This window comes from Psychrobacillus sp. AK 1817 (genome assembly GCF_008807035.1).
Classification (GTDB): domain Bacteria; phylum Bacillota; class Bacilli; order Bacillales_A; family Planococcaceae; genus Psychrobacillus; species Psychrobacillus faecigallinarum.
Genome location: NZ_CP031739.1, coordinates 67,084 through 87,294, shown reverse-complemented (window position 1 = coordinate 87,294; position 20,211 = coordinate 67,084). Strand labels below are relative to the sequence as shown.

Annotated in this window: 23 protein-coding genes and 1 other annotated feature; of the genes, 2 read left to right on the top strand and 21 right to left on the bottom strand. The window is 37.6% G+C overall.

Annotated features, from left to right (window positions below; genetic code table 11):
• Positions 1–94: 94 nt before the first annotated feature.
• Positions 95–2,365: a protein translocase subunit SecDF gene (secDF, locus tag D0S48_RS00415; RefSeq protein ID WP_144535752.1), complete on the bottom strand. Its 2,271-nt coding sequence runs from the start codon at positions 2,363–2,365 to the stop codon at positions 95–97.
• A 152-nt stretch (positions 2,366–2,517) separates the two neighbouring features.
• Positions 2,518–2,832, bottom strand: coding sequence for a post-transcriptional regulator (locus tag D0S48_RS00410; protein ID WP_144535750.1), 315 nt, complete (start codon positions 2,830–2,832; stop codon positions 2,518–2,520).
• Positions 2,833–2,923: 91 nt separating this feature from the next.
• Here D0S48_RS00410 and D0S48_RS00405 point away from each other — a divergent pair, with 91 nt between their 5' ends.
• Entirely contained in the window at positions 2,924–4,450 is a 1,527-nt protein-coding gene (locus tag D0S48_RS00405; protein ID WP_144535748.1) for an oligosaccharide flippase family protein, read from the top strand.
• Positions 4,451–4,842: 392 nt separating this feature from the next.
• Here D0S48_RS00405 and D0S48_RS00400 read toward each other — a convergent pair whose 3' ends face one another.
• The 8 genes from D0S48_RS00400 to D0S48_RS00365 form a co-directional block, all read right to left on the bottom strand.
• On the bottom strand, positions 4,843–5,481 hold the full coding sequence (locus D0S48_RS00400; RefSeq protein WP_151109356.1) for a DUF421 domain-containing protein: 639 nt from the start codon (positions 5,479–5,481) through the stop codon (positions 4,843–4,845).
• A 70-nt stretch (positions 5,482–5,551) separates the two neighbouring features.
• Positions 5,552–5,818 (bottom strand): preprotein translocase subunit YajC, encoded by a 267-nt coding sequence (yajC, locus tag D0S48_RS00395; RefSeq protein WP_225321660.1) that lies wholly within the window; start codon positions 5,816–5,818, stop codon positions 5,552–5,554.
• A gap of 42 nt (positions 5,819–5,860) precedes the next feature.
• Positions 5,861–7,000 (bottom strand): tRNA guanosine(34) transglycosylase Tgt, encoded by a 1,140-nt coding sequence (tgt, locus tag D0S48_RS00390; RefSeq protein WP_151109354.1) that lies wholly within the window; start codon positions 6,998–7,000, stop codon positions 5,861–5,863.
• Positions 7,001–8,041, bottom strand: a complete 1,041-nt coding sequence (gene queA / locus D0S48_RS00385) for a tRNA preQ1(34) S-adenosylmethionine ribosyltransferase-isomerase QueA (protein ID WP_151109352.1) — start codon at positions 8,039–8,041, stop codon at positions 7,001–7,003.
• 18 nt (positions 8,042–8,059) lie between these two features.
• Positions 8,060–9,070 carry a Holliday junction branch migration DNA helicase RuvB gene (ruvB, locus tag D0S48_RS00380; protein ID WP_151109350.1) on the bottom strand — a complete coding sequence of 337 codons (1,011 nt, stop codon included), beginning with the start codon at positions 9,068–9,070 and terminating at the stop codon, positions 8,060–8,062.
• 17 nt (positions 9,071–9,087) lie between these two features.
• Positions 9,088–9,708, bottom strand: a complete 621-nt coding sequence (gene ruvA, locus D0S48_RS00375; RefSeq protein ID WP_151109348.1) for a Holliday junction branch migration protein RuvA — start codon at positions 9,706–9,708, stop codon at positions 9,088–9,090.
• 91 nt (positions 9,709–9,799) lie between these two features.
• The gene (locus D0S48_RS00370) at positions 9,800–10,648 is read right to left on the bottom strand and encodes a hypothetical protein (protein WP_144535738.1); all 849 of its coding nucleotides are present in this window, start codon (positions 10,646–10,648) and stop codon (positions 9,800–9,802) included.
• Positions 10,649–10,650: 2 nt separating this feature from the next.
• Entirely contained in the window at positions 10,651–11,880 is a 1,230-nt protein-coding gene (locus D0S48_RS00365) for a LysM peptidoglycan-binding domain-containing protein (protein ID WP_151109346.1), read from the bottom strand.
• Between the two features lie 137 nt (positions 11,881–12,017).
• Between D0S48_RS00365 and D0S48_RS00360 the strand changes: the two genes are divergently transcribed.
• On the top strand, positions 12,018–12,554 hold the full coding sequence (locus tag D0S48_RS00360; protein WP_151109344.1) for a transcription repressor NadR: 537 nt from the start codon (positions 12,018–12,020) through the stop codon (positions 12,552–12,554).
• 324 nt (positions 12,555–12,878) lie between these two features.
• Here D0S48_RS00360 and pheA read toward each other — a convergent pair whose 3' ends face one another.
• The 11 genes from pheA to minC form a co-directional block, all read right to left on the bottom strand.
• The gene (gene pheA, locus D0S48_RS00355; protein ID WP_225321659.1) at positions 12,879–13,757 is read right to left on the bottom strand and encodes a prephenate dehydratase; all 879 of its coding nucleotides are present in this window, start codon (positions 13,755–13,757) and stop codon (positions 12,879–12,881) included.
• 13 nt (positions 13,758–13,770) lie between these two features.
• Positions 13,771–14,226 (bottom strand): ACT domain-containing protein, encoded by a 456-nt coding sequence (locus D0S48_RS00350; RefSeq protein WP_144535730.1) that lies wholly within the window; start codon positions 14,224–14,226, stop codon positions 13,771–13,773.
• 15 nt (positions 14,227–14,241) lie between these two features.
• On the bottom strand, positions 14,242–15,531 hold the full coding sequence (gene obgE / locus D0S48_RS00345) for a GTPase ObgE (RefSeq protein WP_144535728.1): 1,290 nt from the start codon (positions 15,529–15,531) through the stop codon (positions 14,242–14,244).
• Positions 15,532–15,536: 5 nt separating this feature from the next.
• Positions 15,537–16,070 (bottom strand): Spo0B domain-containing protein, encoded by a 534-nt coding sequence (locus D0S48_RS00340; RefSeq protein ID WP_151109340.1) that lies wholly within the window; start codon positions 16,068–16,070, stop codon positions 15,537–15,539.
• 139 nt (positions 16,071–16,209) lie between these two features.
• Positions 16,210–16,500 (bottom strand): 50S ribosomal protein L27, encoded by a 291-nt coding sequence (rpmA, locus tag D0S48_RS00335; protein ID WP_144535725.1) that lies wholly within the window; start codon positions 16,498–16,500, stop codon positions 16,210–16,212.
• A 12-nt stretch (positions 16,501–16,512) separates the two neighbouring features.
• Complete coding sequence (locus tag D0S48_RS00330; RefSeq protein ID WP_151109338.1) at positions 16,513–16,848, bottom strand: ribosomal-processing cysteine protease Prp; 336 nt, start codon at positions 16,846–16,848, stop codon at positions 16,513–16,515.
• Between the two features lies 1 nt (position 16,849).
• Entirely contained in the window at positions 16,850–17,158 is a 309-nt protein-coding gene (rplU, locus tag D0S48_RS00325; RefSeq protein ID WP_142538629.1) for a 50S ribosomal protein L21, read from the bottom strand.
• Positions 17,159–17,172: 14 nt separating this feature from the next.
• Positions 17,173–17,253, bottom strand: a sequence feature (ribosomal protein L21 leader region).
• 51 nt (positions 17,254–17,304) lie between these two features.
• Positions 17,305–17,925, bottom strand: a complete 621-nt coding sequence (locus tag D0S48_RS00320) for a metalloprotease (RefSeq protein WP_191963846.1) — start codon at positions 17,923–17,925, stop codon at positions 17,305–17,307.
• On the bottom strand, positions 17,891–18,439 hold the full coding sequence (locus D0S48_RS00315) for a M23 family metallopeptidase (protein WP_186318046.1): 549 nt from the start codon (positions 18,437–18,439) through the stop codon (positions 17,891–17,893). Before D0S48_RS00315 ends, D0S48_RS00320 begins: the two co-directional genes overlap by 35 nt.
• Before the next feature lie 278 nt (positions 18,440–18,717).
• Positions 18,718–19,518 (bottom strand): septum site-determining protein MinD, encoded by an 801-nt coding sequence (gene minD / locus D0S48_RS00310; RefSeq protein ID WP_144535718.1) that lies wholly within the window; start codon positions 19,516–19,518, stop codon positions 18,718–18,720.
• A gap of 1 nt (position 19,519) precedes the next feature.
• Entirely contained in the window at positions 19,520–20,191 is a 672-nt protein-coding gene (gene minC, locus D0S48_RS00305; RefSeq protein WP_144535716.1) for a septum site-determining protein MinC, read from the bottom strand.
• Positions 20,192–20,211 lie beyond the last annotated feature (20 nt).

Genomic DNA, 20,211 nt, shown 5'->3' with positions numbered 1-20,211 from the left:
TTTTCCAATAGCCTAGAATTCTACATAAATCATTTGCCTTTCCATATTAAAAAGAAAAAAAGAGCAGAGAATGAATACTCTGCTCTTTTTACTGTTATACCACAGGCTCGTCTGAACCCCATTTTTTCTCTTCTTTTTCTACTTTTATACCACCTGTTTTACGAAGCTCTTTAGCTTTTAGATCAAACCATAATTGAGTTGCGATAAACAGTGATGAATACGTCCCTGCAACTAAACCGATCAATAATGCAATAGAGAAGTTTCTAATACCTTCTGCACCAAACAATAATAGTGCCACTACTACAAGAACAACGGTTAACACAGTATTTACTGAACGTCCTAATGTTTGACGAAGTGATTTATTTACAATTGTCGCAAGCTCTTCCTCAGTAGTAATTGCTTTACTACGGTGAAGATTTTCTCGAATTCGGTCAAACGTTACAATTGTATCGTTAATCGAGTAACCTACAATAGTTAAAACAGCTGCAATAAATGTAATGTCGACTTCTAAACGAAGAATGCTAAATATCGCGATCATTAAGAATGCATCATGTAATAAGGAAACAATGGCAGCAACACCCATGCGCCACTCAAATCGGAACGCCACATAAATTACAATTCCAATAGCAGCGAATAGCAAAGCTTTCATTGCATTTGCGGCAAGTTCCTTACCAACCGTAGATGACACAGTACTTACTTGTGGTTCTGCACCAAATTGTTCGTTTATATCTGCTTTTAAAGTCTTAATTTCTTCTTGAGAAAATTCGTCTTTATATCGAACTACAGCTCCATCAGCATTTTCTCCTGAAATTACAATATCCTCAGTAGATAACCCGATAGAATCCAATTTCTCCGATACTATTTCCTGCGTTAATGGAGTATTTGACTCAATTTGAACGCGTGTACCAGATGAAAAGTCAATTCCAAGATTCAATTTGAATACACTTAAAATAACAATCCCTGCTACCGTTAACACAATAGAAGCGATATAGAAAATTTTACGATTATGAACAAAATCTATACGATCAAACTTTGTTGTTAAATCTAATGTATCTACTTCTTCTTCAGGAGCATGAATACGTTTTTTCGGAATCCCAAACCAACCTGGTTTATTGTCAAAATACCCACTATGCACTAAAAGACCTAATAAAATACGTGAAGCCCAAACAGCTGTAATGAATACAACCAATATACTAATGATTAAAAGCGTTGCAAAACCTTTTACTGAGCTTGTACCAAAATAGAATAATACGACTGCAGCTAAAAGTGTCGTGATATTAGCATCAAAGATAGCAGTAAATGATTCCTTTGCTCCGCTTTCAAAAGATTTCTTCACTGACTTACCTACACGCAACTCTTCCCTTATACGTTCATAGGTAAGAATGTTGGCATCAACCGCCATACCTACCCCGAGAACAATTGCGGCGATACCTGGCAGCGTAAGTACCCCATTAATCCAATCAAAAACTACTAAGATTAAGAAAATATAAACAACCAATGAAATTACCGCAATAAAACCTGGAAGGCGATAATAGAAAATCATAAACAAGAATATAGCTGAAACACCAATGATACTTGCTAGAATTGTGCTATCCAATGCCTGTTCACCGAATTGAGCTCCAACAGAAGTTGAATAAATTTCGGTAAGCTTAACTGGTAGTGCTCCTGCATTTAGAATTCCCGCAAGGTTTTTAGTTTCATCCACTGAAAATGCTCCAGAGATTTCTACGCTTTCTGAACTGATTCGTTGTGTAACACGAGGGTTGGAAATGAATTTTTGTTCTTCCTTCAACACCTCAGCAGCGTAGGAGTCAACTCCTTCTTCAAAATCTAACCAAATAACTAGCACATTGTCAGGTGCTGGTTTAGCAGCTATTTGTTCAGTTACTTCTGCAAATTTATTTGCATCCTTTAATTCTAATGTAACAATCGGTTGTCCTTGTTGATTAAAGGCAGATTTTGCTCCGCCTTCTTTTAAGTCCATACCATCTAGCATGATATTATCTTCTGAGTCTCGGAAAGACAGATTAGCCTGAGTAGAAAGTAATTCCCGCGCTGATTCCTGATTTTCTACTCCAGCGAGCTGAACCCTAATTCTATTTCCGTCTTCAATCTGAATACTAGGCTCACTTACTCCTAGAACATCAATTCTGCTTGTAAGAGCAGATGCAGTATCAGCTACTACTTCCTCTGTGATTTTTTGTCCCTTGTTGAGTTCATCTACTTGATAAAGAACTTCAAATCCACCTTGTAAGTCTAGACCTAATTTAATATTGTTTAATACTCCACTAACTGTCGGGCTTATAGTCCCGGCAAAAATCACTAGAAGCAGTAGAAACGCAACTATGCGTCCTCTTGTTTTCATATGTACTTCCTCCTAAAAATAACCACAGACTTCCTTCGTCAGAAAGACTATTGCTAAAAACAATTACGTAATATTCTATCTGTTTTAATTCCAAAAAATGCAACATGTTTATTATGAAACACGATACCCCTTACTGTCAAATGACTCTTTGCTTATTTTTCCTCTGTTTGAGGATTCAATAAGATTTGTAATTCTTCTTGATTGATTTCCGAGAACCAATTAGATGTTCGAGAATTTTCAATTTGTTCGTAGGTCATATACTCGGCAGGTGTTATGGAAAGAACGTCATTAACAATCTTATGAAGAGATAAGGAAAGAACATCTAGCTTTCTCCATTTCTTTTCTACACAATACTTCCAAATATCTGCTTCTGTTACAGTTTCGTACTGATAAACTTTAAACTCACTCTTTTTGCTCTCTAGAGCAGGTAGTACGTGTGTATAGATATGATTGTATGAGTTTTCCAAAATACTGCACCTCTTTATAGAATAATGTGGTAAGTAGCTTGCATATTATTATTGTAAACGAAGTTCCTGTATTTGAGAAGGAAGTGTTTAATTGTCAACCTATTTAAGAGGGTCTATTGTATTAATGTTTGCCATTTTTTTGTCCAAGTTCCTAGGTTTTATTTATCGTATGCAATTTGTTCGATTGACGGGAGAAGAGGCTGTTGGAATTTACAGCACGGCTTATCCAGCATTCATATTCTTTCTTTCGCTGATCCAACTGGGTATACCTATAGCTATTACTAAAATAGTAGCAGAGTTACGAACGAGGAACGCTATTTCAGAGTACTTTACCGTTATGAGAACATCCGTAATTGTCACAGTAGTCTCTATGATAGCTTTTACTCCCCTCTTTATCTTTGTTACTCCTCTAATTTCTAGTAACTTGCTAAAGAACGATGCTATTACAATGACTCTCTATGTTTCAATTGCAATTGTCCCGATTGCTGCAGCAGGTGGAATTCTTAGGGGATTCTTGCAAGGTATTGCGAGACTTGAAGAAACAGCAATAGCCCAACTTATTGAACAGATTGTGCGTATTTTACTGATTACCTTTGCATTACCATTGTTTTTAACTTCCTCAACTCCACAGGAAGCTGCTGCTTACGCCATGTTCTTAGCCTTATTAGCAGAGGCCGCTTCTTTACTTTATCTGAAGTGGAGATATAACAAATGGAAGAAAAGCCAGACGTATAAGAAATCTAAAAAAGCATATCCCTTATCACCATTATTTGCAATTGCACTGCCTTCTTCGGGCAGTAAGCTTTTTGGATCGTTCACTTGGTTTTTAGAGCCTATCATTTTTATTAAAGCTTTAGCCATTACTGGAATTAGTGCCGTAGCCGCTACAACTCTTTATGGTGTCATCTCCGGTGTTTTAGTTCCTTTGTTGCTCTTCCCATCATTCATACCTTTTGCCTTGTCTATCGTCCTTATACCAGCTGTTAGCGACGCCTATGCAAGGAAAAATTATAGCTTATTAAAAGAGAGAATACATCTTTCATTAAAGTTCTCTACTTTAACTGGTTGTTATGCAGCTACGTTATTCTATCTACATGGAGGCGAACTTGTCTATGAATTGTTTCATGTAGAAAACGCAACAGTTTATATGAAAATACTTGCACCGATATTTTTCTTTTACTATATTCAAAGCCCACTCTTCTCCATCCTACAGGCGTTGAATAGTTCGAACAGTGCTTTTTTAAACTCTCTGTATGGTGGAGTAGGGAAATTATTATTATTGTTTTTCCTTGCCTCTCAGGTATCCATTCAAGAAAAGGGAGCAATTGTCGCGATAGGATTTGGTGTTCTCATCACTTCGTTTTTACATATCGCTTCACTTAAAGAAAAGAAAGAAGCCCAAATCGGATTCTCTTTCTTCGCATTGCCATATGTAGTTTTTATCGCCACTATTATTACCCGTCCAATGGTAATATCCATAGGGAGTCAGCCATTAATAGTAGATTGTTTGATAACTTTGGTTTACTTAACTATTGGTCTATTGCTATTTGGACAAATTAAACGAAAAGAAGTTAGTGTCATCTTTAAAATTGCAAAAACAACTAAAAATAAATTTTAATATAAATAAATTATGAAGTGACTAAGAAGAATCTGGGACAAAACCCACCTTAGAAATTTAATAGTCCTGGAAATTTACCGATTAGTAAATTTTCTGGACTTTTTTTCTGCTCATAGTCAATGTTCTCCGCTACAGCGGACGCTTTCCTGGGTGGGGACATGGGACGAGCCCGTAGTCTCTCCCACGCGCTTGTCCCCTAGGAGTCGCCGCCTTCGCTCCGAAAAACTAGAATTTTCTAGGATATCAAGTGAAAACTGTACATAATTTCAGGCACTACAAAACAAAATTCACTCAGAATGAAGTATCCTCTTGTTTAAATATTATAACAAGAATCTACTCACAACATTTTTACGTAGCATGAATCTACTTATGTCCCAGCCTCTTCTATCTTTTTAAAATGATGTCTTTAATTGAATATATAGTTCATCGTCCTCATAGCTACAATAAAACACCTTGGTGGGATCCAAAATCATTTTCTTTTCAAGCTCTTCTAGTAACCATTCCTTACTTTTACCAATTCGTGTAAGGTGTTCTAGTTGTATATCGCCATCAGTAATCAAAGGGAAAATAAATTGTTCCTCATCCTTCTTAAAAACAGATAAGTTTCCAGAGGGCTCTAAGAACGCATAGGAAACCGAACGGATAGAGCCTATTTGTTGCTCCCGAAGCTGTTGAAGCAAATCGTCCATATTATATCTTTGTTTCCTCATCTCTTTTTCAACAATAATTCCATCCTTCATAATAATAGAGGGATGGCCTTCCATCATATCTCTAAATTTTTTACTTTTTAAGGAAGTATAAGAAGCAATTAACTGAATGATCAATAACGTCAACATTGGTAGTAAAGCATGCATAAATTCACTTCTTGGATCATCTATTGCTATTGCTCCAACTTCAGCTATCAATAAAAAGACGACTAAGTCAAAAATACTCAACTCACCGACTTCTCTTTTTCCCATCATTCTTAATATAGCTAGTATGATCCAATATAATGCTATCGTACGGAAAATAATAATGAGAATCTCGTTCACAAAATTCACCTCACTATTAGATTGCCCATAAAAAAAGAACTTACTCCTAAGAGTAAGCTCTTTATTTTTTTTAGATTGTTGAATCCGTTACAACTCGTCCAACTGCAACGCGTTCAAATTGTAAACGCGTACCATCTGCTACTACTACAAAAATAGTTTGGTCATCCACTGCATCTACTTTTCCGTGTAATCCACCAACAGTGATAATATGATCTCCACGCTTTAGATTGCTTTGCATTTCAGCTGTAGTTTTCTGTCTCTTTTGCGCTGGTCGAATGATAAAGAACCACATTACGACGAACATAGCAATAATTGGTAATAAACCTACTAAATCCACTAATATTTCCCCTCCTTTTCCTCTTTATACAGTATACAAGAATCAGAAGTTTTTTGCATTTGGTTTGTTGTACCCATACTCTTCAAAAAACTCTTCTTTAAAATCAAGCAGTCTATCTTCTCTAATTGCCTGGCGAACATTCTCCATTAATTTCATTAAAAAATGTAGATTATGATAAGAAGCTAAACGCAATCCAAAGGTTTCATCTGCTTTAAATAAATGACGAATGTATGCTCGAGAATAGTTTTTACAAGTATAGCAATCGCACTTCTCATCTATTGGGCCAAAATCTCGAGCAAATTTTGCTCCCTTAATTACTAGACGTCCTTTATGTGTAAAGAAAGTACCATTACGAGCAATTCGGGTTGGTAATACACAGTCAAACATATCCACTCCACGAATAGAGCCGTCAATAAGTGAGTCTGGTGAACCGACTCCCATTAAGTATCGAGGCTTGTCCTCAGGCATTAAAGGAGTAGTAAAATCAAGAACACGGTTCATGACATCCTTTGGTTCACCTACAGACAATCCACCAATCGCATATCCCGGGAAGTCTAATGACACTAAGTCTTTAGCAGATTGTTTACGAAGCTCCTCATATTCTCCACCTTGAATAATACCAAATAAGCCCTGTTTTTCGGTATTCGTATGTGCAGTTAAGCAACGCTCTGCCCAACGAGATGTACGCTCTACTGAAGCTTTCATGTATTCAAAGGTAGCTGGATAAGGCGGACACTCATCAAAAGCCATCATAATGTCCGAACCTAGTGCATTTTGAATCTCCATTGACTTTTCTGGGCTTAAAAATAGCTTGTCCCCATTTAAGTGATTACGGAAATGTACCCCTTCTTCTTCTATTTTGCGCATATCGCTTAAACTAAATACTTGGAAGCCCCCTGAATCTGTTAAAATTGCACGGTCCCAATTCATAAATTTGTGCAAACCACCAGCTTCACGAATAATATCGTGGCCAGGACGAAGCCATAGATGATAAGTATTGCTTAAGATGATACCCGCATCCATTTCTTTGATATCTTCGGGCGCCATTGTTTTAACAGTAGCTTGTGTACCAACCGGCATAAATGTCGGTGTTTCAAACGATCCATGTGGAGTGTGTACAATACCAAGACGAGCACCTGTTTGTTTATCTTTTTTTATTAACTCATACGTAATTGCTGCCATTTAATAATTCCTTCCTTTTATGAACATCGCATCTCCAAAGCTAAAGAAACGATAACGTTGCTCGATAGCTTCTTGGTATGCAGATAGTATAAATTCTTTTGATGTTAAAGCACTCACTAGCATTACAAGGGTAGACTTTGGTAAATGGAAGTTAGTGATCATTCCATCAATACATTTAAATTCATAGCCTGGATAAATGAATATAGATGTCCAACCACTATCCTCTTGAAGAATACCATTAAATCTAGTAGCAACAGTTTCAAGTGTTCTAGTGGAAGTTGTACCCACCGCAACGATCTTTCCACCAGCTGCCTTCACTCCATTGATTAAATCTGCTGTTTCCTTTGTGATACGGTAAAATTCCGCATGCATTTCATGATCATCAATGGAATCCACACTTACTGGTCGGAATGTGCCCAAACCAACATGAAGTGTCACAAAAGCAATGTTAACACCTTTTTCTTTTATTGCTTCCAATAATTCCGTTGTAAAATGAAGTCCAGCTGTTGGTGCTGCTGCTGAACCCTGTTCCTTTGCGTAAACTGTTTGATAACGATCCTTATCATCTAGCTTTTCATGGATATAAGGTGGTAGTGGCATTTCTCCAAGCTTGTCCAATACCTCAAAAAATACTCCATCATATTCAAAACGGAAAATTCTTCCTCCGTGATCCTTTAAACCTGTACATACAGCTGTCAACAAGCCTTCTCCAAATACAATTTTTGTACCAATTTTTACTCGTTTTGCTGGTTTGACAAGTGTTTCCCACTCATCACCCTCCATTTGAGTCAATAATAGTACTTCAATATTTGCTCCTGTGTCCTCTTTGACGCCCATTAAACGAGCCGGCATAACCTTCGTATCATTTAAAACTAGGCAATCACCCTCATTCAATTCATCAATAATCATGGCAAAGCTTTTGTGTTCAAGCTTATTATTTGGATAGTCCGTTATTAAAAGTTTACTACTCGTGCGATCAGCTAATGGTGTTTGTGCAATTAACTCTTCTGGTAATTCAAAATCAAAATCTTCTACTCTCATTAATAAGTACTTCCTTTTTTAGTTGTTTGTATCAGTTGGCAATGGTATTCCTAAGTGTTCATATGCTAGTGGAGTCACAATTCTTCCACGTGGAGATCGTTGAATAAAACCAATTTGCATTAAATATGGCTCATATACATCCTCTATTGTAGTAGATTCTTCTCCTATGCTAGCTGCAATCGTATCTAATCCAACTGGACCACCTCTAAAACGCTCAATCATTGCGTTCATGAGTTTATGATCTATATGATCCAAACCTAGTGGATCCACTTGTAATAACTCTAATGCATCTTTCGCAATACTTAAAGTAATTTTACCATTTCCTCTAACTTGCGCATAATCCCTCACCCGTTTTAGCAAACGATTGGCAATACGAGGAGTCCCTCTTGAGCGACGAGCAATTTCTCCCGCAGATTCATGATCGATTGTAGCGTTAAATAGCTCTGCACTTCTTACAACAATCGCCGTTAGCGCCTCTTCATCGTAGTAATCTAAACGAAGCAGTACTCCAAACCTGTCACGGAGCGGAGCAGATAATGCACCTGCTCTTGTCGTTGCTCCCACTAATGTAAAAGGTGGTAGATCTAAGCGTACACTTCTGGCAGCCGGCCCTTTCCCTACAACGATGTCTAAGCAAAAATCTTCCATAGCAGGATAAAGTACTTCTTCAATAGAACGATTTAATCGATGAATCTCATCGATGAATAGTACATCGCCCGGCTCAAGCGAACTAACTATCGCAGCTAAATCACCCGGTCGCTCAATAGCTGGACCGCTTGTCATCCGCATTTGTACATCCATTTCGTTTGCGATAACTGCGGCAAGTGTAGTTTTACCAAGTCCAGGAGGTCCATATAGAAGACAATGATCCAGACTCTCATTTCTCATTTTTGCCGCTTCGATAAAAATACTCAGGTTATGCTTTATTTTATCCTGTCCAATATATTGTGATAATAACTGTGGACGAAGTGATTGCTCAAATGGCTCATCATATGGAGAAACATCACTGGAAATCACACGTTCTGTCATTCAAAGCCCCTCCTTTCTTATTTACCTGAAAATAATAGCTGCAATCCTTTTTTCATAAATTCGTCCGTTGTATGTAAATCATTATTTGACTTAAGTAATGGGCGTATTTTTGAAAGCTCCCGTTCAGAGTATCCTAGTGCTGTTAGAGCTAGAATAGCTTCTTCCAATTCATGATCCGATTCATTTTCAACAAATAGGCCAGGTTCGTCATTATCGAATTCCATTAACTCAATATCGATTAAGTCATTTAGCTTTCCTTTTAAGTCTAATATCATTTGTCTTGCTGTTTTTTTACCTACTCCAGGGAATTTTACTAAGAATGATTCATCTTCCCTTTCTATTGCTTGAATTACATGAGTAGGCTCCCCACTTGCAAGTATAGCCAGTGCTCCCTTAGGACCTATACCAGAAACAAGTATTAACTTTCGGAACAGCTCTCTCTGTGCAAGTGTAGGAAAACCCATTAATTGCTGAGCATCTTCTCTTATATGAAGATAAGTAAAAACTTGTATTATCTCTTCACTTTTTCTAAATGCATATGGGTTTGGCGTAAACAATTGATAGCCAATGCCCTGTTGCTCTAAAACAACATATTCAGGAGTCACTCTAGTGACCTGCCCTTTTATGTAATCATACATACTTTGCTTCCCACCATTTCCATACAATCATTATAGCATAACAAACAAAGAGGGCCGCCCATAGCTTGAGCGACCATCCTCCATTAAACTATTATAGCTGACTTAAATTATAGCATAAACTAGGCCAATTTGTTAAAGCTTTGTTCGTATACGGAATAAGCTGGTTAATAAACTTTTGTTTCCTCTCGCCGGGCAAGGCAAACGCATACAACCATTCTCTATACAATTCATTTGGGTACATGATTGCTTCTTTATATTTTGCAACAGTTTTCTCTAACTCAGGAAACTCGTTTAGGAACAATTCAATATCATACTCCATTTCAGGCAAAACCCGATGAATCCAAAGGATGTACTCCGTCTCCCTAGGTCCTAACACCGCCAAGTCAAAATCAATTATTTTATAAGTAAAGTCATTGGCTAAAAAGTTATGATGTACGACATCCCCATGCAATAGTGTCGGATTCTTCATACTAAATGGTCGAATGTTTTGAAGTGCCATATCCCCATATTGCACTAGCAATTTTGTCTTATTAAAACCAATATAGGATTCTATAAAAGGAGCTATTTCATCTACTTTTAGAAATCTAGTTTGCCACTTGGAAATTAAATTAAAAGGATAAAGCAAATTACTCTTTTCCCATTCAATCTTTTTTCTAGTGCTATGCATTCTCTTAAGTAAAGAATAAGTCTCAGATCTATCTTTTTTGTCTTTATAACTCACTGTACGATTATTTTTAAACCATGGCTGAATTATATAATCCTGCTGTGTTGAAGGAATTATAGGTAATACAAAAGGTTTTTCTAAACGGTATAGCTCATCATGGATATAACGAATTTTTGCAGCTTGCTCTCCCGAAGTGTATTTTTTTACAGAAAAAATACCATCTTCGTTTTTCCACTTCCATACATTTTTCTTTATCTGCTTTATATAAGTATCCACATTTAAAAGTGCTGATGCGGATATGGTGGACACGGATATACATGTTGATAATATGGTTGTGGAGGACAAGGATAACCACCGTGATACGGATTATGACTATACATTTGTGGCTGAGCATAGTTCATATGTGAATCGCCACATGATGCACATGGGGTTTGCTCATAATGCGGTTGAATATATGCCTGTTGAGCGTTCTGCTGTTGATATTGCTGAAAATAATCATTTTGCATATAATCGTTAGCCATTTCTAAAGCAGAAGAAGGTTCCTCCACCATCATTTCTGTCATCTGCGTCGCTAGAGTCTCTACAGCCGGCATACGAGGATGACTAGGCATAACACTGTATTCTACCTGCTCTTCTACGTCTATATTGGAAGATTCGATAAGCATCCAACTATTTGGTGAAGGCATATCATATTCTGGCGATGGCATCATTTGCATTGGAGCAAAATGGGTTGGTTGAATAGCCATTGGGTGATTTTGCTGCATATAATGCATCGGGTGAACGTGTGCACATGGATCCGGCGGGCATGGCATAGGTGGACAAGGCATAGGCGGGCAAGGAACAGGGTACATAATAGGATGCTGCTGCATTGGTGGACATGGAACAGGTATTAGCTTAGGCTGAACTGGTTGAATCGGAATTGGTTGTACGGGCTTAGGCTGTGGTTTTACCTCCGGTTTTGCTTGAGGTACTGGCTTTGGCTTTGGCGCTGGTTGTGGCACAGGAACTGGTTTTGGTACTGGTACTGGTTTTGGCTGCGGTGCTGGTTTAGATTCAGGTACTATTATCGGAATTGGTACAGGTACGGGGACAGGTATCGACTTTTGAATAATTTTTTCTTTTGGAGCAGGTACACTTGGCTGAATTGGTGGCATTGGTTGTGCAGGTTGGGCTTTTGGTATAGGTACAGCTTTTGGTGTAGGTGCAGCTTGTGGAATTGGTTGCGCTTTTGGTATGGGCTGAGCCTTTTGAATTTGTTTAAGGTTGCCATCGTATGGCTGAGCTGTTCCATCACCCATCATCCCCTTCTTGTTTGGGCGATTCTCCCCATAAGGATGTACCATACTTTCTGTCTTCCTCGCTTCTGGTATGAAGATTTTCATTCCTGGTACAATATATTCGGGATTAGCTAAATGAGCATTTATCTTTTTTAAATCATCAAAAGAAACTCCATACTCTCTTGATATTTTCCAAAGGGTATCACCCTTTTTAACAATATGAATTTGCACAGTCTTCCTCCTTCCTTCACCTTAAAATATGTGTAACAACAAAAATTGGTCACAGATTTTAAAACATTGATAGTTCCCTTCATGATAAACTTATGAATAGCAACTATACTGTTATGCAAGGTTGGAGGAATTTACTTATGAAAAAATTAAAAGGGGCAGAGCGTAGAACTTGGATCTGTTCTTATCTCAAGGAACAAGACCAACCTATTAAAGGGTCTGAGCTTGCTAAATTAGCAAATGTGAGTAGACAGGTAATAGTAAACGATATTACCCTGCTGAAGGCCACCAATCATCCTATTATGTCTACTAACCAAGGGTACATTTTATTACCTAACCGCGAAGACTTTGGTTCTGTCCAAAAAAGTGTAGTATGTATCCATAAATCAGAGGAGACTGAGGAGGAGTTATTAACATTAGTAGATGCTGGCGTTACAGTAGAAAATGTAACTGTAGAACACCCGGTATACGGCGAAATTACCTCATCTATTATGGTTTCCAATCGACATGATGTGGAAATATTTTTAAAAAAAGTACGAGAAACAGAAGCTTCCTTTTTACTAGAGCTAACTTCAGGGGTTCACATTCATCGGTTATCTGCCCCAAGTGAGGAGATATTAGAAAGAGGAATAGAGGCTATTCGAAAAAAAGGGTATATAATGGATGAGCAAAATTAAAGGGTAGTTGAAGCCTCTTAAAGTGCCCACTAGATTTTTGATTTAAAATGCTTAAGAACATAGTAAAGTTTCTAAATTAGTTTGGTTTAGGAGCTTTTTATTTTTGAATAAAATGAAACCTCAAAATTTGAAAATCAATACAAACTTGTTTTATACGTATACTTTTCAAAAGTTTTTCGTTGGTTACTTTGCTTGGTTTACCATCTTCTATTTGCAAAGAGCAATATCCAACATTTTTCTTTGTATTTAACAAGAATGCCATGAACAGAGAGTTCATGGCATTCTTAATATATAAAATTTCTGGTCTATTAAATAAAGGGTAATTTATTCAGAGGGTACTTCCGCTTTTGTTTCGTATGTATAATAGGAGCCAAGTGATTTAACCTCACAACCTAAAGCCTTCAACTCTTCAATTGCCCCTATCATCATTGGAGCTTTCTCATCTTCGAGCACGTCTATGATGAAAAAATATTGTCCGAGTCCGGTTTTTAAAGGTCGAGATTCGATTTTACTCAAGTTAAGCTGACGCCATGCAAATACAGAAAGGACTTGATGAAGAGCTCCTGATCGATCATCTTTTGGTAGTGTGATCATTACAGTAGTTTTAACCTGTCCATTATGTCCTTTGGTTTCTATACATCTTTTCTTTTTCGAAAGCACGAAGAACCGAGTATGGTTAAAATGAAAATCATGAATATTATGTTCAACGATTTTTAAATCATATTCAGCTGCTGCGGATGTATTTGCGATTGCAGCAATACATTCATCTGCTCGTTCCGACACATACTTTGCTGCTGCTGCAGTTGAGGAAGATTGCTCTAATGGCACCTTACCAAATCGATAGTACAAATATTTGTGGCACTGAGCCAATGCATGTGGATGGGAGTAAATAGTTGATATTTTTTCCCATTTTTCCATATTATTTGGATGAACCATCAAATGCTGAGCAATCGGTGACAAAATTTCTGCAATTACGTTTACTTCAGCTTCATGAAATAAATAATCTATCGTTAAAGGCACCGTGCCCTCTAAAGCATTTTCAAGTGGAACAACTGCTACCTCAACCTGTCCGTTACTAACCATTTCAATACACTCTGGAATTGTTCGTATTGGTAGTAAACAATCCGTTGGAAATAACGCCTGTGTTGCTAAGTGAGTAAAAGAAGCCTCCGGTCCAAGGTAGGCAATCTGTAAATTTGTCAAAACCATACACTCCTTACAAAGCACCAGAGCTAATTACTTCAGCTGATTCTACAAAGTCTAGTCGCTTCATTTCGTTTATAAACTCGTCCAATTCCTTATTCATAGCAGTCACATCCAATGATAACGTGACACTAGCTCTTCCTTGAATTGGAATTGTCTGGTGAATCGTCAATACATTGCATGTAGAATCTGCCACTAAGGAAAGTAGTCGCGCAAGCGTTCCTTCTCGATCTTCTAGCTGTAAAAAAACAGTTAAGATTCTTTCTTGTACAATCGAATGGAACGGAAAAACCGCGTCACGATATTTATAAAAAGCACTACGAGACAAATCTACTTCTTTCACTGCATCCCAAATCGAGGAAACTTTCCCCGATTGAAGAAGATGCTTTGCTTCTAAAGTTTTTTGCATTGCTTCTGTCAGCACATCTTCTCTAACAAGATAAAAGCGCTGGCTTGTAACATCCTTCATGCGGTTCCCTTCCTCCTATTCGATAAATTCAAACTCGAATTGTAGTAATCGTACAGTATCTCCGTCCTTCGCTCCACGTTCACGAAGTGCATCGTCGATACCCATACCACGTAACTGTCTAGAGAATCTACGAATAGAGTCTTCTCGACTGAAATCAGTCATTTTAAACAATCTTTCTACAGTTCCGCCAGATAATACAAATGCTCCGTCATCGTCTCTTGAGATAACAAAGTCATCCTTAGAAGCCTCATGCTTGTACATTACAGATGTCTCTGTCTCTTCTTCTTGCATGTGCTCTAATGGATATTCAGGTGCATCTTCTAAAATATCTGCTACTGCAAATAGTAATTCTTGCAAGCCTTGACGAGACACAGCTGAGATAGGGAATATCTTTGTATCTTTTCCTACTTTCTCTTTAAATAGCTCAAGGTTTTCTTCTGCCTCTGGCATATCCATTTTATTTGCTACAATAATCTGTGGTCTTTCTGTTAAGCGAAGATTATATTGTTTTAACTCTTCATTGATTGTAACGTAGTCCTCGTAAGGTTCGCGGCCTTCCATACCAGACATATCAATGACATGAACAATAACTCTCGTGCGCTCTATATGACGAAGGAATTGATGTCCTAGTCCAACGCCTTCATGTGCTCCTTCGATAAGCCCTGGTAGATCTGCCATTACAAAGCTTCGATGATCTTCCGTTTCAACCAAGCCTAAGTTCGGTACAATTGTTGTAAAGTGATAAGAAGCAATTTTAGGTTTAGCTGCTGATACTACTGATAATAATGTAGACTTACCTACACTTGGGAATCCAACAAGTCCAACGTCCGCTAAAACCTTTAACTCTAATGTTACATTTAATTCATTACCTGGCTCACCTTTTTCAGATAGCTCTGGTGCTGGATTTGCTGGAGTTGCAAAACGTGAATTCCCACGTCCTCCACGACCACCTTTGGCAATAACTGCTTGTTGTCCATGCTCTACAAGGTCTGCAATAACTTGTCCAGTTTCTTCATTCATAACTATTGTGCCAGGAGGAACTTTTACGATTAAATCATCCGCATTTGCTCCGTGCATATTTTTACTTCCACCGTGAACTCCACGATTTGCTTTAAAATGACGTTTATATCGGAAGTCCATTAGTGTGCGCAGTCCCTCATCTACTTCAAAGACTACATCTCCACCATTACCTCCATCACCACCAGCGGGGCCACCCATTGGGACATACTTTTCTCGACGGAAACCAACCATACCATCTCCGCCGTCACCGCCTTTTACATACACCTTAACGTGATCGACAAACATTTATTTCACTCCAATCTTTCCTTTGCAACCAACTTAAATTGCAGGTTTCCTTCTCTGTTGCTTAGTCTTTCCATGTTAAATAATTCATTTCCTGAATCGTCTATCCAAGAATAAGGAGTCCAATCTCCTTGAACCTCAATTAAAATCTCTAGTAATTCAGTCGAACTGATATGAACTTTTAGTATTTGTTCCTGATATCCTTGTAGTCGTGGATAAATAGATTGTACAAATTGATCCAATATACCATTTAAAGCAGTGTCATACTTTTTGGCACCGTATTTTTCTATAGTTGTTTGGACCTCTAATGTCATATGACCATACGTTATCGGAAACGTCTGCAGCCATTCATTCGTCTTTAACAATCCTATGTTGTTTAAATCGAAGAATTGAGCGCACTTCTGTGAATACATACGAATTAATTGCTTAGCCTCTTCTTGTCTACCCATATCCAAATTCATTTGAATCAAATGCATATTGTTTAAATAATCATGCATAGAATGACGAAGTACTTCATTAATTGATATATTTTTAGGATTCATATTAGTATACACGCTCCAACGTTTACTATCCTTTCTAGTATAACAGGAAAGGAATTATTTTGCGTAGAACGAAGAATACTTTTTAACTATTTTTAAAAATAAAAAAGGACTGCATAAATGCAGTCCTCTTATTTGTAAATTAAGCTTCTTGAGCTACAGGATATACACTTACTTTTTTCTTGTCGCGGCCGAAACGCTCAAAGCGTACTACACCGTCAACTTTCGCGAAAAGTGTGTCATCTCCACCACGGCCAACGTTTTCACCTGGGTGAATTTTTGTACCGCGTTGACGGAATAAAATTGATCCGCCTGATACGAATTGTCCATCAGCACGTTTAGCGCCTAGACGTTTCGATTGAGAGTCACGACCATTTTTAGTCGAACCTACTCCTTTTTTCGATGCGAAAAACTGAAGATCTAATCTTAACATATGTTCCACCTCCTACTTTTTGAAGGTTATTTTTATATACTTAGCGTAATCTTGCTCAATCGTTTGTAAAGATACAATCATTGACTCCAATATCAACTGCATACTCGCAGCTTTCTCAGAGCTTTCAATGCTAGGTACTTCAACGTATAAATACCCTCCGTCACCCTTTTGCTTAATAATAGGATTAATTTTTGTAAGTGAGATGATGGCATTTACTGCACCAAACGATACAGCAGTAGCACCAGCACATACTAAATCCTTCCCATGCTCGGCAAAATCAGCATGTCCCTTCATTTCAAAGGAATGAATAAGACCTGATTGATCTCTTGTAACAGTCACTTTAATCATATTATAAGCTAATAGATTCTACTACTAATTTAGTGTATGGTTGACGGTGACCTTGTTTTTTACGATAGTTCTTTTTAGCTTTGTATTTGAAAACGATGATTTTTTTAGCTTTGCCGTTTTTTACAACTTTAGCTGTAACTTTAGCACCTTCCACGAATGGAGCACCAACTTTAACATCATTTCCACCTACGAATAATACTTTATCAAAAGTTACAACTTCATCAGCATTTACATCTAATTTTTCAATGTAGATTTCTTGCCCTTGTTCAACTTTGATTTGTTTACCACCAGTTTCAATAATTGCGTACATTTACCTGCACCTCCTCTTAGACTAAGACTCGCCTTCCAAAAGGTGATTCAGTAGACTGAATACTTAAAACCTTTTCAGAGCGGTTGTAGCAACGGGTGCTGCTACAAACAATAACATTAAAATGTTAACACATATAAAAAATCGAGTCAAGCATTTTTCGTAATACGATCAAATGCTAGCTTGTACCTTCTAAATCTCCAAAAAGATAAATTTTGCAATGCTATAAATAAAAAGATTAGCGAGACAAATAATCCTTTAGGAAAATAGTACAAACTTGTGTAAAAAATTAGCAAACTGATCAATAAGGAAAAACTGATTAACTCGATATAAAAGTTTGGAAATAATGAATTAATTACTCGCCCTCCGTCAAGAGGATATATCGGAAGTAGATTTAAGCAAAGAATAACTAGCTGAGTATAGGTTAACAGCTCTACTTGTGGAAAATCGACTACCTTACTTACCAGTAGAACCACCAAAGTAAAGAAAGGTCCTCCTAAAATAACTATAAGCTGTTCTCTTTTTCCCCACTTTCCAAATTGCTCAATCTTTATCTCCCCACCATAGGGAAGTATAGTACAGGACGTAACCCTTCCTCCAACTGCTTTTGCCGCAACTAGGTGGCCTAGCTCATGAATGATTAAGGATCCAAAAACAATTGCATACACTGCAATCTCGCCAGAAAGGTAAAAAAATAAAAGAAAGGGAATCATAATAGGATGAATTCTGAAAAGCCTACTCTTCATAATTTGTTGCAAGCCAGTCGACAATATCCGTTGTCTCTAAAGTTTCTCCATCCTTCTCTACTTGAACATACAGAATGTCTCTTTTCACTGATGCAAATATGTCTCCCGCATTTACGGTTGTATATGGTAGTTGATAGAATTCTTCCACAAATCCATAAGTAACCGTTTCTCCATTGTCATATAGAATAGAAATAGTCTTCCCAGTTTTTTTCGTGTAGCCGGTAAATATAATTAAACCATTTTCAGAAGCACCAATTTTTTGGGAAGCACTGATTGAAAGCACTGCTCCTTGACCATATGGTTGGATGGTACTGTACTCAAGCACTGGATTTTCTAAAAGGGGTGCACTAACCGTCACCACGTCTTCATTTGGGGTAATCCATTCCCTAACTTTTTGATAAATTTCCGTCGGCTTTTGAGGTGCTAAAAGTGTATTTGAATAGTTTGTAGATAGCACATCATTTTTTTCAAATTTGTCCATAACGATGAATAGAAATACTAATAGAATTGCAAGCATCCATTTTTTTTTCGATAGCATAACATTCCCCCTAAAAAAATATATGACTATCTGTCCCATTTCATGAATAAAAGAGGTAAGGGTATTTTTTCTTGAAAGTTTGAAATCAAAGAACATGAAAGACACCTTCCAAGCTACAGTGGAATATAAGCGGACTGGACTATATTCAAGCCAACAGATTCAATTTGAAGTGGCAAGGTAACACAAAAATAAGAAATAGATAATGTAAACAAGGCACTTTCTGTTCAAATCGAACAGAAAGTGCCTTATACAATCTTTATAAATAGCTTAGTCATTTTTTATTTAGAAAAAATTGATTTTATCTTCGAAATGACGCCTTTTTTAGGTGTATCCATTGACATTAACGGAACGGATTCTCCTAGAATTCGTCTAGCTATGTTTCTGTATCCAAGCGCTGCGCGGTTGGAAGGATCCATTACTACTGGCTCTCCCTTATTAGATGAGGTAATGACATTCTCATCATCGGCTATAATTCCTAGTAAGTCTATGGATAAATGTGTAGTGATTTCATTAATATCTAAAGCATCACCACTTTGCATTAAATGCTGCCGGATACGATTGATGATTAATTTTGGTGGATCGATGGAATCCTCTTGCTCCAACAGACCAATAATTCGATCTGCGTCACGCACTGCCGAAATTTCTGGTGTAGTGACAACAATTGCTTTATCTGCTCCGGCAATAGCATTTTTGTAGCCTTGCTCAATACCAGCAGGGCAATCAATGAGAACATAGTCATAATCTCTTTTTAGTTCTGTTACAAGATTTTTCATTTGCTCTGGTGTCACTGCATTTTTATCCGTAGTTTGTGCTGCTGGTAACAGGTATAACTTGTCCTCAAAACGCTTATCTTTTACAAGCGCCTGATGGATTTTACAGCGACCTTCTACTACGTCTACTAAATCATAAATAATTCTATTTTCTAGTCCAAGAACTACGTCTAAGTTTCTTAGACCTATGTCTGTGTCCATTAAACAAACTTTCTTACCTTGCAAAGCCAATGCAGTACCAAGGTTAGCAGTGGTCGTCGTTTTACCGACTCCTCCCTTACCTGAAGTTATTACGATTGCTTCTCCCACATTAGCTTCCTCCTTTAAATGTTGATAGATTTGGTCTTATTAATCTTAGCTCCTGTAAGCGATCGATAGCTATAGAGCCATTAGTATGTAAATAAGCACATTCCATTTCAGGCTGCTCAGATAAGACACTTAACTCATCTGTCATCGTTTCTATAACACTATCAATTATTAGATGGGTTGCCTCTAGCCAAGATGCTGCGATGACAGCCTCTCTGTTACCATTTGAACCAGCATGCGCGATTCCTTTTAATCGTCCAAGTACAAAAACATTACCACCTGCAACTACTCGTCCATTCGGATTGACATCCCCTATGACAACGAGGTCGCCTTCTGCTTTGATAACTTGTCCAGAACGTACTATTCCGACGTAAGTCTCTGATTGATTTTCTATTAATCTTCTATTACATTCTTCAACAGCCATAACCTCGCTCTGTATTTTCGAAACGCGAAGATGCTCTGTTTGTTGTACACAGTTGATAATTTCTTTTGCCTGCTCGTCATTACAATATCGATATCCAAGTTGTAAGAGTACTTCTGCCTGGCCTTCAAAACCTTCATCAGAAACCTTTTTCGTTAATTCTTCTAAAAGTTCTGTGTATGAACACTGATCGTCTAAACGTAATACAAGGCCCTCTTTCGTCCCTTTAATCGATATTAACTGCTTTTTTGTCAATCAAGTCACCTCAGATCTAC

Bases quoted from the DNA above. Each gene is read 5' to 3' on its own strand.
- rplU (WP_142538629.1), bottom strand. From the start codon at position 17,158: ATGTACGCAATTATTGAAACTGGTGGTAAACAAATCAAAGTTGAACAA.
- obgE (WP_144535728.1), bottom strand. From the start codon at position 15,531: ATGTTTGTCGATCACGTTAAGGTGTATGTAAAAGGCGGTGACGGCGGA.
- ruvB (WP_151109350.1), bottom strand. From the start codon at position 9,070: ATGACAGAACGTGTGATTTCCAGTGATGTTTCTCCATATGATGAGCCA.
- D0S48_RS00330 (WP_151109338.1), bottom strand. From the start codon at position 16,848: ATGATTAAAGTGACTGTTACAAGAGATCAATCAGGTCTTATTCATTCC.
- ruvA (WP_151109348.1), bottom strand. From the start codon at position 9,708: ATGTATGATTACATAAAAGGGCAGGTCACTAGAGTGACTCCTGAATAT.
- D0S48_RS00315 (WP_186318046.1), bottom strand. From the start codon at position 18,439: ATGCTATCGAAAAAAAAATGGATGCTTGCAATTCTATTAGTATTTCTA.
- secDF (WP_144535752.1), bottom strand. From the start codon at position 2,365: ATGAAAACAAGAGGACGCATAGTTGCGTTTCTACTGCTTCTAGTGATT.
- D0S48_RS00360 (WP_151109344.1), top strand. From the start codon at position 12,018: ATGAAAAAATTAAAAGGGGCAGAGCGTAGAACTTGGATCTGTTCTTAT.
- tgt (WP_151109354.1), bottom strand. From the start codon at position 7,000: ATGGCAGCAATTACGTATGAGTTAATAAAAAAAGATAAACAAACAGGT.
- rpmA (WP_144535725.1), bottom strand. From the start codon at position 16,500: ATGTTAAGATTAGATCTTCAGTTTTTCGCATCGAAAAAAGGAGTAGGT.
- queA (WP_151109352.1), bottom strand. From the start codon at position 8,041: ATGAGAGTAGAAGATTTTGATTTTGAATTACCAGAAGAGTTAATTGCA.
- D0S48_RS00340 (WP_151109340.1), bottom strand. From the start codon at position 16,070: ATGAATCCTAAAAATATATCAATTAATGAAGTACTTCGTCATTCTATG.
- D0S48_RS00350 (WP_144535730.1), bottom strand. From the start codon at position 14,226: ATGAAGGATGTTACAAGCCAGCGCTTTTATCTTGTTAGAGAAGATGTG.